The sequence below is a fragment of the Bacillus sp. UNCCL81 genome, assembly GCF_900112535.1.
GTDB classification, from domain to species: Bacteria; Bacillota; Bacilli; order Bacillales; family Bacillaceae_G; genus Gottfriedia; species Gottfriedia luciferensis_B.
Map to the genome: position 1 here is coordinate 132,462 of NZ_FOMF01000006.1, position 13,413 is coordinate 145,874.

Annotated in this window: 16 protein-coding genes and 1 riboswitch; of the genes, 13 read left to right on the top strand and 3 right to left on the bottom strand. The window is 34.2% G+C overall.

Annotation, left to right across the window (positions count from 1 at the left end; genetic code table 11):
* Positions 1-12 precede the first annotated feature (12 nt).
* The 8 genes from BM319_RS14435 (at position 13) to BM319_RS14470 (ending at position 6,058) form a co-directional block, all read left to right on the top strand.
* The gene (locus BM319_RS14435; protein WP_025568315.1) at positions 13-165 is read left to right on the top strand and encodes a FeoB-associated Cys-rich membrane protein; all 153 of its coding nucleotides are present in this window, start codon (positions 13-15) and stop codon (positions 163-165) included.
* 105 nt (positions 166-270) lie between these two features.
* A riboswitch (TPP riboswitch) is annotated at positions 271-381 on the top strand.
* Between the two features lie 135 nt (positions 382-516).
* A complete protein-coding gene (thiD, locus tag BM319_RS14440; RefSeq protein WP_025568314.1) occupies positions 517-1,323 on the top strand; it encodes a bifunctional hydroxymethylpyrimidine kinase/phosphomethylpyrimidine kinase in 807 nt (268 codons plus the stop codon).
* Entirely contained in the window at positions 1,316-2,554 is a 1,239-nt protein-coding gene (cytX, locus tag BM319_RS14445) for a putative hydroxymethylpyrimidine transporter CytX (RefSeq protein ID WP_091023376.1), read from the top strand. Before thiD ends, cytX begins: the two co-directional genes overlap by 8 nt.
* Complete coding sequence (gene thiM / locus BM319_RS14450; RefSeq protein ID WP_069034954.1) at positions 2,538-3,350, top strand: hydroxyethylthiazole kinase; 813 nt, start codon at positions 2,538-2,540, stop codon at positions 3,348-3,350. The genes cytX and thiM overlap by 17 nt, the downstream gene beginning before the upstream one ends.
* Positions 3,341-3,976, top strand: coding sequence for a thiamine phosphate synthase (thiE, locus tag BM319_RS14455; RefSeq protein ID WP_069034953.1), 636 nt, complete (start codon positions 3,341-3,343; stop codon positions 3,974-3,976). Before thiM ends, thiE begins: the two co-directional genes overlap by 10 nt.
* A gap of 320 nt (positions 3,977-4,296) precedes the next feature.
* The gene (locus BM319_RS14460; RefSeq protein WP_025568310.1) at positions 4,297-4,911 is read left to right on the top strand and encodes a VC0807 family protein; all 615 of its coding nucleotides are present in this window, start codon (positions 4,297-4,299) and stop codon (positions 4,909-4,911) included.
* A 23-nt stretch (positions 4,912-4,934) separates the two neighbouring features.
* Positions 4,935-5,441 (top strand): GNAT family N-acetyltransferase, encoded by a 507-nt coding sequence (locus BM319_RS14465; protein ID WP_069034952.1) that lies wholly within the window; start codon positions 4,935-4,937, stop codon positions 5,439-5,441.
* 26 nt (positions 5,442-5,467) lie between these two features.
* A complete protein-coding gene (locus tag BM319_RS14470; RefSeq protein WP_091023378.1) occupies positions 5,468-6,058 on the top strand; it encodes a TetR/AcrR family transcriptional regulator in 591 nt (196 codons plus the stop codon).
* An 82-nt stretch (positions 6,059-6,140) separates the two neighbouring features.
* On the opposite strand, the gene BM319_RS14475 is transcribed toward BM319_RS14470, so the two are convergent.
* The 3 genes from BM319_RS14475 to BM319_RS14485 form a co-directional block, all read right to left on the bottom strand.
* Positions 6,141-7,337: a YycP family beta-propeller protein gene (locus BM319_RS14475; RefSeq protein WP_091023381.1), complete on the bottom strand. Its 1,197-nt coding sequence runs from the start codon at positions 7,335-7,337 to the stop codon at positions 6,141-6,143.
* Between the two features lie 97 nt (positions 7,338-7,434).
* Entirely contained in the window at positions 7,435-8,175 is a 741-nt protein-coding gene (locus tag BM319_RS14480; RefSeq protein WP_025568306.1) for a YiiX/YebB-like N1pC/P60 family cysteine hydrolase, read from the bottom strand.
* Between the two features lie 274 nt (positions 8,176-8,449).
* Positions 8,450-8,722, bottom strand: a complete 273-nt coding sequence (locus tag BM319_RS14485) for a hypothetical protein (protein WP_091023383.1) — start codon at positions 8,720-8,722, stop codon at positions 8,450-8,452.
* Positions 8,723-8,977: 255 nt separating this feature from the next.
* Here BM319_RS14485 and BM319_RS14490 point away from each other — a divergent pair, with 255 nt between their 5' ends.
* The 5 genes from BM319_RS14490 to BM319_RS14510 are packed head-to-tail and all read left to right on the top strand — an operon-like array spanning position 8,978 to position 13,409.
* The gene (locus tag BM319_RS14490) at positions 8,978-10,123 is read left to right on the top strand and encodes an acyl-CoA dehydrogenase family protein (protein ID WP_091023384.1); all 1,146 of its coding nucleotides are present in this window, start codon (positions 8,978-8,980) and stop codon (positions 10,121-10,123) included.
* An 11-nt stretch (positions 10,124-10,134) separates the two neighbouring features.
* Positions 10,135-11,475, top strand: coding sequence for an acetyl-CoA carboxylase biotin carboxylase subunit (locus BM319_RS14495; RefSeq protein WP_025568304.1), 1,341 nt, complete (start codon positions 10,135-10,137; stop codon positions 11,473-11,475).
* 11 nt (positions 11,476-11,486) lie between these two features.
* Entirely contained in the window at positions 11,487-11,708 is a 222-nt protein-coding gene (locus BM319_RS14500; protein ID WP_025568303.1) for an acetyl-CoA carboxylase biotin carboxyl carrier protein subunit, read from the top strand.
* 12 nt (positions 11,709-11,720) lie between these two features.
* Positions 11,721-12,632 (top strand): hydroxymethylglutaryl-CoA lyase, encoded by a 912-nt coding sequence (locus BM319_RS14505; protein WP_069034950.1) that lies wholly within the window; start codon positions 11,721-11,723, stop codon positions 12,630-12,632.
* Complete coding sequence (locus tag BM319_RS14510) at positions 12,633-13,409, top strand: enoyl-CoA hydratase-related protein (RefSeq protein ID WP_025671249.1); 777 nt, start codon at positions 12,633-12,635, stop codon at positions 13,407-13,409.
* Positions 13,410-13,413 lie beyond the last annotated feature (4 nt).

Below are 13,413 nucleotides of genomic sequence, written 5' to 3' on the forward strand. Positions count from 1 at the left end.
GGGTATCTACTTATGATTGTCAATATTATAATAGGAGCTCTTATTTTTGGATATGCAGGTTGGACACTTTTACGATATATAAAGAAAACAAAAAAAGGTAAATGTGGTTCTTGTTCAATCGCAAAAACTTGTAGTTCAAATTGTGATACAAATTATTCAAAATAGAAGTATAACGTAAACTAAAAAGATAAAATTTAAAGTAATCTGTCTAAATACTTGAATAAAGTAGAAGGATTAATTAAGATGATAAAGTAATTAACTTTAATAATTGAATAGTACTAGGGGTGCCGTAAATGTTCGGCTGAGATTAAGACACATAAGTCTTTGACCCTTTAACCTGATCTGGATAATGCCAGCGTAGGAAAGTGAACGGTAGAATACATATTTTGTATTCATAACATTGATTTGTTCGAGCACAAGTCCTTATGGGATTTGTGCTTTTTTGTATTTAAAATCAAGTTTCATCTTCTATCTGTAAGATCAAAGAGTTCTATTCATGAAATAGGGGGAAGAGAATTGAAGAAAGTATTAACGATAGCAGGCTCTGATTCAAGTGGTGGTGCAGGTATTCAAGCTGATTTAAAGACATTTTCAGCTCATCGTGTTTTTGGAATGAGTGTAATTACAGCAGTAACTGCTCAAAATACGCAAGGAGTGTTTGCAGTACAAGATATGACACCAGAGATTATTGCTAGTCAGTTAGATGCGATTTTCACTGATATTGAAGTAGATGCTGTAAAAATTGGAATGGTATCTCAAATAGAGACGATTAAAGTCATTGCTGAGAAATTAAAGCAATATAAACCAAAGCAAGTCGTGGTTGATCCAGTTATGGTTTCAAAAAGCGGATTTGACTTATTAAGTCCTGATGCAAAGGAAGCTTTAATTAAAGAATTGATTCCGTTAGCAACGGTTATTACGCCAAATCTTCCTGAAGCAGAAGTTATTACTGGAAGAAAAATTACAACCATTGAAGAGATGAAAGAAGCTGCTGCTCAAATTCATTCATTAGGTGCTAAAAACGTCCTTGTAAAGGGTGGTCATCTAGAAGGCGAAGCTACTGATATTTGTTTTAATGGTGAGGAGTTTACAAGCTTTAATAGCGCTAGAATTAATACAATTAATACTCACGGTACAGGTTGTACTTTATCTTCAGCTATTACATCTAATTTAGCAAATGAACTTGAATTAAATGAGGCAATTAGAGAGGCGAAAAACTATATAACATTAGCAATCCAACATTCTTTTTCGATCGGAAAAGGTGTAGGTCCTGTACATCATTTCTACTCATTGTATGAAAAGGCAGGAGTACAACATGTCTAATCAAAATGCAAAAATGACGAAGTGGAACTTTACAACACTTTGGTTTGGAGCGGCAGTTTCTGTAGCAGAAATTATGACGGGTGCCCTAGTAGCACCACTAGGTTTTAAGAAAGGTTTGACGGCCATTTTAGTAGGGCATTTACTTGGAACATTATTACTTATCTTAGGTGGGGCCATTGGTTCTCAGCAAAGATTATCGGCCATGGAATCTACAAAAATTTCATTTGGTAGTTATGGTAGCTATTTGTTTTCGCTTTTAAATGTTTTACAGTTACTAGGCTGGACAGCAATTATGATTTTAACAGGAGCTCGCTCAATCAATTTAGTTACAATAAAAGATTACGGGTTTGACCACCTATGGGTTTGGTGTTTAGTAATCGGTGTATTAATAGCAATCTGGTTGTACTTTGGACAAAATGCATCAAAAAAACTAAATAGTTTAGCTGTTTGTTTATTGTTTGTTTTAACAATTGTACTTTGTTTTGTCATTTTTAAAAGCGATAAAATCTTAACACAACCAAGCACTTCTGGATTATCTTTTGGTGAAGCCGTTGAATTATCAGTGATTATGCCATTATCGTGGATTCCATTAATTAGTGATTATACTCGATTTGCAAAGACAACAAAGGATGGTGCAATCGGTAGTTTTATAGGCTATATGTTTGGTAGCTCTTGGATGTATATTATTGGACTTGGCGCAGCATTAGCATTTAATCAAGTAGACCCGGTTGCTGTTTTAATGAGTGCAAATCTAGGATTATTTGCAGTTGGTATTGTCGTCTTAGCAACTGTTACAACGACTTTCATGGATGCTTACTCTGCAGGAATATCAGTTACAACCATTTTTCCAAAGTTAAATGGAAAACATATCGCCCTTATCGTTACAGCTATTGGAACGTTATTGGCCGTTATTTTCCCTATTGAGAAGTATGAAGGATTTTTATATACAATTGGTTCATTTTTTGCGCCGTTATATGCAATTTTATTAACGGACTATTTTATTCTAAAAAGAACAAGTATAAGTAAATCGTTGAAGATTGATTGGATCGCGTTTATTACATGGATTTTAGGCGTTTTTATTTATCGTAAATTCGTACAATTAGACTTCTTCCTTGGAGCTACTGTTCCAAGTATGATTTTAATTTGTGTCATTTATATTGTTGTTCAATTTGTTATTAATAAGCTTGTTCGAAAGCAAATCGGGGGAGAAAAAAATGTTAACTATGAATGAAATGAGTCAAATTCTTGAAAGCGTAAAAGAGAAAAAGCCTTTAGTTCACCACATTACAAATTATGTAACTGTAAATGACTGTGCAAATATGGTGTTAGCTCTAGGTGGATCACCAGTTATGGCAGATGATTTAGCCGAAGTAGAAGAAATGGTATCTTTTGCATCAGCTCTTGTTATTAATATTGGAACATTAAATGAAAGAACAATTCAATCAATGATTAAAGCTGGTAAAAAAGCTAATCAATTAGGCGTACCAGTTATATTAGATCCCGTTGGAGTAGGGGCAACAACTCTACGTACAGAAACGACTGCTAAATTATTGAAAGAAGTACGTTTTGCCGTAGTTCGTGGAAATATGTCAGAAATTAAAATGATTGCTGGCTTAAATGTACAAATTAAAGGTGTTGATTCTGTAGCTGGTGAAGAAGACGGTGTTGAAATAGCAAAATCTCTTTCAGCGAAATTAGGCTCAGTAGTTGCAATTACAGGTGCGGTAGATATTATTGCAGAACAAGACCGAGTATGTACCATTTCAAATGGAGATAAAATGCTAGCTGATGTAACTGGAACTGGATGTATGAGTACATCATTAATCGGAACTTATGCTGGTGCAACGAATGATTATTTCCTTGCTGCAGTTTCAGGAATTACTACAATGGGACTATGTGGAGAGCTCGCTAAAGCTCGACTAACTGAAGGGCAAGGAATCGGTACATTTAAAGTAAACTTATTTGATGAGGTATCTAAAGCTTCTGTTGATACACTTCTAACAGGAGGAAAAATCGAATGGCTATAACAAAAAGTAAAATAGATTATAAGCTTTATTTAGTAACGGATCGAGATGTATTAGGATCAAGGGATTTAGTTCAATCTGTTGAGGAAGCAATTAAAGGTGGAACAACAATCGTACAAATAAGAGAAAAAAATTGTAGTAGTCTAGATTTTTACAAAATCGCTATGCAAGTAAAAGAAGTAACTTCAAAATATAATGTACCATTGATTATTAATGACCGTTTAGATATCGCTTTGGCGATAAAGGCTGATGGATTGCATATCGGTCAAGAAGACTTACCTTTAACTGTGGCTAGAAAGATTGTTGGAGAAGATATGATTATTGGTGTATCTGCATCAACATTAGAAGAAGCAATGATTGCACAGGAACAAGGTGCGGATTATGTTGGAATTGGTTCAGTGTATCCGACGAGTACAAAACTAGATGCAAAATATTTAGCGCCAGATGAGTTGCGAAGAATACGTGAGGCAGTAAAAATTCCAATCGTGGGGATCGGCGGTATTAATGAAAAAAATGTTTCAGAATTAATGGAAACAAATATTGATGGTGTTGCAATTGTTTCTGCAATTTTAGGGAAAGAAGATATTAGATCGGCGGCTGAACATTTGAGTATGCTGGTTAATAAATAATAAATTACTGGGGTTGTCTATTACATCGTTATTTGATGGATAGGCGCCCTTTTTATTTATCCATATTTATAAAAATTAAATGTGTCCATAGCCTATTTTCAAAAAAAGACTTATTTTCATTAACATACCGACAGTCGGTACATAATATAATTTTATAGAAACACAAACCGTCAGTCGGTCTTTAAATTCAGATAGCTCATTTAGAATGGAGGTATCGAAGTTTGCTATTACGTAGGTATTTGTCACCTTTATATTTGTCACTCCTCTAATCTCACTCAAACAAACTCTCTATTTAAAAAATAAATCAAAGGGATGATTATATGTCTAAAAGTATGTATGTCATTTTCACATTAGTAATTAACGGTATTTTACCTTGGGTTATTTATGTAGTGTTATCAGACTATATGAGCAGTCTTTTAGCTCTCTCGATCGCAATGCTACTTCCATTAGTAGATAATGCAGTTCATCTGTGGAAGTATAAGAAACTTGATGTTTTTGGTGGATTAATGCTTTTTACCATTGTTCTGACACTTTTATTAGTTTTCCTAGGTGGTAGTGAAAAGATTTTACTTGTAAGAGAATCATTAATAACTGCTTCAGTCGGAATAATCTTTTTAGTTTCGCTCTTATTTAAACGCCCTTTAATATTCTACTTAGGAATGCGATTTATTCAAAACAATCGTTTCGCAGAAAACTGGAGTATAAGATATTTTCGTTTTGTTATGCGATTAATGACTTTTGTCTGGGGAATTATGCTACTAGCAGAAGCAATCGTTCGGGTAATTATGGTTTATAATCTATCAACTGAAAGATATCTATTTTTCTCAAATTATGTTCTTTATGGATTTATTGGTGCTGCAATTTTATGGACTATTATTTATCGAAGAAAGTCAGCAACAAGGCTTCAAGAAATTAAATCACAGTTAACAAAGTAATCTATAAAAGGAGTGCAGTAGAGATGGAAATTATTCCTATTCAAAAGGCACATCAAAAAAGTGTCTTAAGCCTTTATAAAACTGTCACGAAGCATTTGCTTAGTATGAATAATGATCAGTGGAATTTACTTTATCCGAATGTTTTCGTTATTCAAAGTGATTTAAGTAATCATAATTTATACGGTATAGTAGAAAATCACGTCATTATTGGAGCTGTAGTACTCGACGAAAACCAGAGTGAAAAGTATAAACAAATAGATTGGAATGACAAAAATGGAAACCCTGTCTGTATACACAGACTTGCTGTAAGTCCCCATTACCAAGGAAGAGGAATTGGAAAATTACTATTAAATTATGTGGAACATTTGGCAATACAAAGAGGCTATACAAGCATTAGATTAGATGTTTATTCTGCTAATGAAGGGGCAGTAGGGATGTATACCAAATATGGTTACGTCAAAAAGGGAGAAATCGAATTTCCTTTACGAAAATACCCCTACTACTGTATGGAAAAGCAATTAAATAGATAACAACGGATTTACCACAGGAGGTAAACATGAAAGAAAATCCACAGCTAAATTCAAGTTTTCAATTGATATTATCGGCTACAGAACAGCTCATCGAGGAAAAAGGCTGTAGACAAACAACGATGCAAGATATTATTGGTCGAACAGGACTTTCTAAAGGGGCCATTTATCATTATGTTACTGGAAAAGATGAACTGTTTGGATTGATATTGAAAGCCCGTACTGAACAAATAAATACAAAGTTTTTTGAAATTGTTTCGAAAGAAGAAACAGTAGGGATTAATGACCCACTCAATGTAATTGCAAACGGCGTAGCGAAACATTCGACAGAGCAAGATGTAACGAATAAAATTTTCATTTACTTACTAGGTCGCATGGATAATCAGAAGGTTGAAGAAATCTTAAAAGATGTATATTCACATAGTTTAGCGATATCAACAAAATGGATCGAAGTGGGGCAAGAGGAAGGTGCAATTCCTTTAGTAGTTGATGCAGAAAAAATGGCTTCTATATTTCTGACATTTATGTATGGTTTGCGTGTTCAAAATACTGTAAATAAGGACAGTTCTAATCTAAATATGGGGGATATATTTCAAGTTATGTTCCGTTCTTTGCAGTAGCCAATAATGTAAATAGTGTCCTAAATTATTGGGTTTAAGCTAGAATTAAAAAAGGGACCAACGTAGGCCCTTTTGTTTTTCATTATTTACTTAACATCATGAAACCATAGGAGTAAATAGATTTTCCTCTCTTTTGCACTTGGTTCATAACCTCATTTATACCAGTGATTTCTTGTTGGGATTCTTGTTTCCCTGTTAGAAGACTGTATACATCTATTGTGTACTTTTCGCTTTTTGGATTAAATCTAAAATAATAAACATGATCATCTTGGAAGTAAACTTGCTCGTTATAACCAACTTTAGTTTTATCAGCATCAACAAATGAGAATTTTTTTTGAATTTGTTCTGTTTTTGTATTAAATGTATAAACATCACCTAGACCATCAACGAAATATAACTCATCCTTGTAGAGGTATGCAGATTGCCTAACATTAAATACGATCGTTTCAATTATGTCGTCCACTCCCGCATAATGTACAAGTGGAAAGATATCTTGTTTTTTTGTTTGTTTATGTACCCTTATTAAAAGGTCGTCTTTATTATGGTCATCTGTTGTAGCTCCCATAATAAAATAAAAATAATTTTGATCAGCTAACACTTCCGATTCTGCAGCTACTTCATTAGGAGTTTCAATCTTAGCTAGATCCTTTACATCAAATTTATTATCGAGGATTACTTCTTTTAACACAAACACTTTTGGCTTAGTTTGATCGTTCGCCAAAACGTATACATTGTCTCCTACAACGCCAGAAGACACAAGGTAATTAGGTATGGTACCTGTTTTAAATCCATTTTCATTTCCATAGCGAACATCAGAATCATATCCGCCTTTTTTATTAAATCCCGTATTATAAATGCTAAAGAATAAATCTTTACCTGGTAAATAACCGGAGCGCTCTCCCGTATACTGACTTTTCTTTAAATGAAAATCCTCATACTTCCCACCTAAAAGTTGTATTCGATTTTTATCCTCTATAAAGACTTGATTCGTACTTTTAGTGATATTCCCTAACTCTAAACCTTCCATTTTAATACTGTTCGCTTGCCCTTTCTCATCAACGAACATCGCATAACTCATACCATCATCATTTGAATCTTGATCAGCAGTAGTTGAAAAGTAAATTACAGCTCGTTTATCTTTTAAGAAATCAACATTTGTCATTTCATCTTCTTTTACTGAAACCTTTTCACTTGGGTCCCATGCGTACACATAAAAACTATATCCTCCACTTAAAATGAGTGCCACTATTAGGGTTGATAGTATAATTTTTAATTTCATAATTCCTCCAACAGATATTAGTAATAAATGGGAATAGCGAATATGTTAAATATTCGCTATTCCCATACTTACACCTTTTTATCCTATGTATAATATCTTATAATGTTTTAACTTTAGTAGTATCCTTTGCATCACGTACATCTCTCGGATATACTCCAAGTCCTTTATCTACGTCAAGGTCTAAACCTGCTTTTTCTTTAAAAGCAGACCAAACTAATTTAGAGCAGTTTTTTGCTCCACTAGTGCTTGTTTGACGGTTTGTAGCAAAATTGTAAGAATAATCTTCTCCTAATTCACCGTATGCCCAGTTAGCTGCAGCATCTCTTTTAGCCTGTGTAGTATTAACTGACTTAATAACAGCTCCTGTATCTACCTTTCTAGAACTAGATGAAATCGTACGTACTCCTTTGTCTGGAATAGACTCTACAATTGTAGTAGTTGTATAGTACATTCCAACATGACCATGATTTAAGTATGCCGTTTGTGAATCTGTATAATAGAAATTTCCTTTAGTACTTGAGCCAATTATAACCGTACCACCGGAACCTCCTAGTGGTTTAATAACATTTGATCGCTCCTTACTAGCTTTTGCTTTATCAGCGGATAATTCTTTTTTCATTTGTGCTAGTACATCGTCTACTGACATATGTTGAGTTCTAGCAACCTCTTTTGCATCTTTCAAAATTTGAGTAGTAGTTAAGCCTTTTTCAAATTTAGAAACTTCTGAAACTAAAGCATCTGTTTTTGAAAGTTTTATTGCTGCTGCAAAAGTAGGATTTTGAACACCTAAAGCTAGTAACGCTCCAATTGAAATTCCTAAAACATTCTTCATTTTCATTCTATCACCTCGTAGATGTTGTTTCTTAATTAAGAACAAGGGGTCATTCTCATTAAGAACATTTTCTATTATAATTAGTATTTTTTAATAAAACTACCATTTTATTCTAATAAAGTAATATTTTACCATTTTTAATTTTCGCTATTATGTATTAAGAATTGGTTAAAAAGTAGTAGTAAATGAAAGATACTTTTCATTTATAGTAAAAATAAACCGTTTTTAATAGATTCGTATCAGTTTTTTTAATTGATTTAAACAATATTAGAGCAACTTGCTATTTTTCCATTTGAAAAATCAACAGTTGTGCCATTTTTAGTGTGTAATACCTTAACTGGTATGGGTAACTTTTCATCTTAATTGCAGTTTTAACGAATTTAATTGTAGTTTTGGTGTGTTTAATTGCAGATATCGTTATTTTAATTGCAGATTTGACATTTTTATTTGCAGCTCTCCTTTTATTTGCACTGATGAACTGCTTATTTGCAGCTCTCTGAGATTTATTTGCACTAACTGTCTTCTTATTTGCACTCCCCCAAGACTTATTCACAGCCCACCGTTCAACAGAAATTCAGACTACATCCCCACAATCCTCCCACTTTTCCTAACATTTCCTTTCTTGTCTCAATTTGTCGAACATAGATTAAAGGAAAATGGTAGAAAATATCGAATATTATCAATTGTAAGACTAAAATATTTATTTCTTATACACGAAATATGAGACTCCACTGCTATGTGCTGCAGTTGGAGACATTCTTACGTTTTTTAAAACGTACCTAAATATTAAAAGGAGAGTGACTAACACATGGATTTTTTATTATCTAAAGAACAGCAAATGATTCAAGAAATGGTACGAGATTTCGCAGCGAAGGAAATTGAGCCTTTTGCAGAGGAACTTGATCGTGATAGCAAATTCCCAATTGAAACGTTCAAAAAAATGGGTGAATTAGGTTTATTAGGAATTCCGTTCCCTGAAGAGTATGGCGGTAGCGGTGGCGATACAATTAGTTATGCGTTAGCTGTAGAGGAAATAGGACGTGCATGTGGAGGAACAGGTTTAAGTTTTGCTGCAACTTGTTCATTAGGTGCTTCTCCAATTTACTATTTTGGTACAGAGGAACAAAAGCAAAAATACTTAGTTCCAATGGCACAAGGAAAAACGCTTGGAGCTTTCGGTTTAACTGAGCCAAATGCGGGTTCTGATGCTGGTGGGACACAAACAAAAGCAGTATTAGACGGTGATGAGTATGTGATTACTGGTGAAAAATGCTGGATTACAAATGCTCAGTATTCTAACACAATTATCGTAACTGCTTATACTTCTATTGATGAAAAAGGAAAGAAAAATATTTGTGCGTTTATCGTACCAACTGATTCAGAAGGATTAACAATTACAGATCCTTACGACAAGATGGGTGTTCGTGCTTCAAATACGACACAAATTGTATTAGATGGCGTACGTGTTCCAAAAGAAAATATTCTTGGCAATCCTGATAAAGGTTTTGGCCAATTCTTATATACATTAGATGGTGGTAGAATTTCAATTGCAGCACTTGCTGTAGGAATTGCACAAAAGGCTTTTGATAAAGCATTAGTATATGCAAAAGAACGTAAACAATTTAAACAACCTTTATCTAGTTTCCAAGCTATTCAATTTAAATTAGCTGATATGGCTATGGGAATTGAGTTAGCAAGAAATATGGTACACAAAGCTGCATGGTTAAAAGACAATGGAAAACCGTTTACGAAAGAAGCGGCATTCGCTAAGTTATACGCATCTGAAATCGCTTCCAAAATTGCGAATGAATCATTACAAATTCATGGTGGATATGGCTACATGAAAGAGTATGGCATTGAACGTTTAGTGCGTGATGCTAAGTTACTTGAAATTGGTGAAGGTACATCAGAAATTCAACGTATGGTAATTGCACGTCAATTAGGATGCCGATAAGGAGAGAGAATATGATCAAAATACTTATTGCAAACCGCGGGGAAATCGCATGTAGAATTATCGAAACATGTAAAAAGCTTCGTTATCAAACTGTGGCAGTTTACTCAGATGCTGATAAAGAAAGTTTGCATGTTAAGTTAAGTGATGAAGCTTTTTCTTTAAAAGGGAATCATACAAAAGATACGTATTTAAACGCTGATTTAATTATAAAAATTGCAAAAGAAAATAATGTAACAGCCATTCATCCAGGATATGGCTTCTTATCAGAAAATAGTGATTTTGCTAGAAAATGTAAAGAAGCGGGCATTTTATTTGTTGGTCCTAAGCCAGAGCATCTAGAGATGATGGGCGAAAAAATTAGAGCTAGACAAATAATGGAACAATTAAACATTCCATTAATTAAAGGAAATTCTCACCCAATTCAATCAGTTGAAGAAGCAAGAGAAATAGCAGAACAAATTGGCTATCCTGTTATGTTAAAAGCTTCTAGTGGTGGCGGCGGAATTGGTATGAAGTTAATCGAAAACGAAGCACAGCTAGAAAAAGAATTTTTAACAACACAAACGAGAGCTCTCCAATTTTTTGCAAATGATGATGTATTCATTGAAAAAGCGATTATTAAACCGAGACATATTGAAGCACAAATCGCTGCTGATACTCATGGCAACGCTGTTTTCTTATTTGAAAGAGATTGTTCAATTCAAAGAAGAAACCAAAAAGTTGTTGAGGAAGCACCATCACCATTCCTTTCTCCACAAGGTAGAAAGAAACTTGAAGAATATGCCCTCACAATTGCTAATCAAATGAAATATGTAAACGTGGGAACAATTGAATTTTTAGTTGATGAAAAAGAAAATATTTACTTCTTAGAAATGAATACTAGATTACAAGTTGAGCACGGTGTAACAGAAGGAATTACAGGAATTGATCTAGTTGAATGGCAGTTCCGTATCACATTTGGTGAAACACTTCCAATTCGCCCAACTCATGTAGAAATGAATGGTCACTCTATCGAAGTAAGAGTGTATGCTGAGGATCCTAAAACTTTCTTCCCATCGCCAGGAACAGTTCATCACTGTAACTTCCCAGAGGAGATTGGTGTACGTATTGATACACATCTTTATGATGGATGGGTTGTATCACCATTTTATGATCCACTATTAGCGAAAGTAATTGTTACGGCTAATACAAGAAAAGAAGCAGTAGTTCAACTGCACAATTATCTTAAAAAGGTAGAAATTGAAGGTATTAAAACAAATCTGCCGTTTTTGATTGATATTCTTTCAACGAATGCATTCCAAGAAGGCGACTATACAACAAGTTTTATTAGCGAATATCAAAAAGTGAAATGAGGTAATTAAAAATGGAAAACTTAACTGCAATGATGGCTGGAAGCGTATGGAAATGTCTTGTATCTGTAGGAGACGAAATTAGTAGTGATCAAGATTATGTAATCTTAGAATCTATGAAAATGGAAATTCCGCATGCTGCTCCTTATAAATGTAAAGTCGTAAATGTGTTCGTTAACGAAGGCGATTTTGTAAACGAGGGCGACTCTTTAATTCAAGTTGAAAAACTAGGTTAGGAGTTATTAGTGATGAAGCTACCTCAATCGGCTTTTATAAGAGAAGTAGGTCCACGTGATGGTTTGCAAAATGAAAAACAGTTTGTTTCCACTGAAAAGAAGCTTGAGTGGATCAATTTATTAGTAGAGAGTGGTTTGTCTTATATAGAAGTTTCATCGTTTGTGAGACCAGACTGGATTCCTCAATTAAGTGACTCGGTAGATCTATTTACGAGACTTAAGAAAAAAGATGGGGTTACTTATGCAGCTCTTGTTCCTAATAAAAGAGGGTTAATGAGTGCATTTGAAGTAGATGCAGATGAAATTAATTTTTTTGTTTCTGCTAGCGAAACACATAATTTAAAAAATAAAAACGCGAGTACCGAGCATTCAATGAGCGATATTCGCTCAATGATTACAGAATGTAAAAATAATAAAAAGACTACTAGAGCATATATTTCAACTGTATTTGGTTGCCCATATGAGGGTGCTGTAGACCAAATGAAGGTGATCAATCTGGCAAACCAATTACTAGATTGTGGAGTAGATGAAATTTCCTTAGGCGATACAATTGGAATTGCTAATCCGCTTCAGGTAAATCAATTTTTAGAAAATCTAGTTAAAGAAGTACCAGTTAATCGAATTGCAATGCATTTCCATGATACATATGGTCGTGCTATTGCAAACCTATATACTTCTTTACTATTTGGAATTGAAAAATTTGATTCATCAAATGGTGGACTAGGTGGTTGTCCATATGCACCAGGAGCTAGTGGTAATGTAGCTACGGAAGATGTTGTTTCATTACTTCATAATTTAGGTATTACAACTAATGTGGATGAAAAGAAACTTCATCAAGCTACTTCATATATCTCTGAACAAATGAACTTAAAACCAGTTAGTAAGCTATTTTCCGTATGGAATGGTTCAAAGGAGAGTATTTAAATGGAATCAAGTTTATTAGTAAGTGATATCGGTCATATTAGAATTCTTACTTTAAATCGTACAAATGCAGCTAATTCATTATCACGTGAGTTACTAGATGCTCTTCATGGACAAATGGATGAGTTAAAGAAATCTTCTGTGCGTGCTGTCATATTTACTGGTAGTGGATCATCTTACTTCTGCAGTGGTGCTGATTTAAAAGAAAGAAGAGGCATGACTGAGAGTGAGGCTCGAGAAACTGTAGAAAAAATCGGGACACTTTTTGAAAAAGTGGAAAGATTACCTATGCCAACAATAGCAGCAATCAATGGAGTTGCCCTAGGTGGAGGACTTGAACTTGCTTTAGCGTGTGATTTAAGAATTGCTCATAAAGAAGCAATTGTCGGTTTACCGGAGACATCTTTAGCGATTATTCCGGGTGCTGGTGGTACACAAAGACTTCCACGTTTAATTGGACTTGGGAGAGCGAAAGAACTAATCTTTACTGGCAAACGTTTAAATGCACATGAGGCTGAAGGCTACGGCATTCTAGAACATGTTGTTGAAATAGATGAATTACAAAATAAGGCGCTTGAAATATGCGAAACAATCGCAAGTAAAGGTCCTCTTGCAATCCGTGCAGCAAAAAAGGCAATTCAACGCGGTTTCGATCTTCCATTAGATTTAGGACTAAGATTAGAAACTTATGAATATGAAACTTTACTGCATACAAACGACCGTATGGAAGGTTTAGTAGCATTTCAAGAAAAGCGTAAGCCGCAATATAAAGGAGAGTAATTGC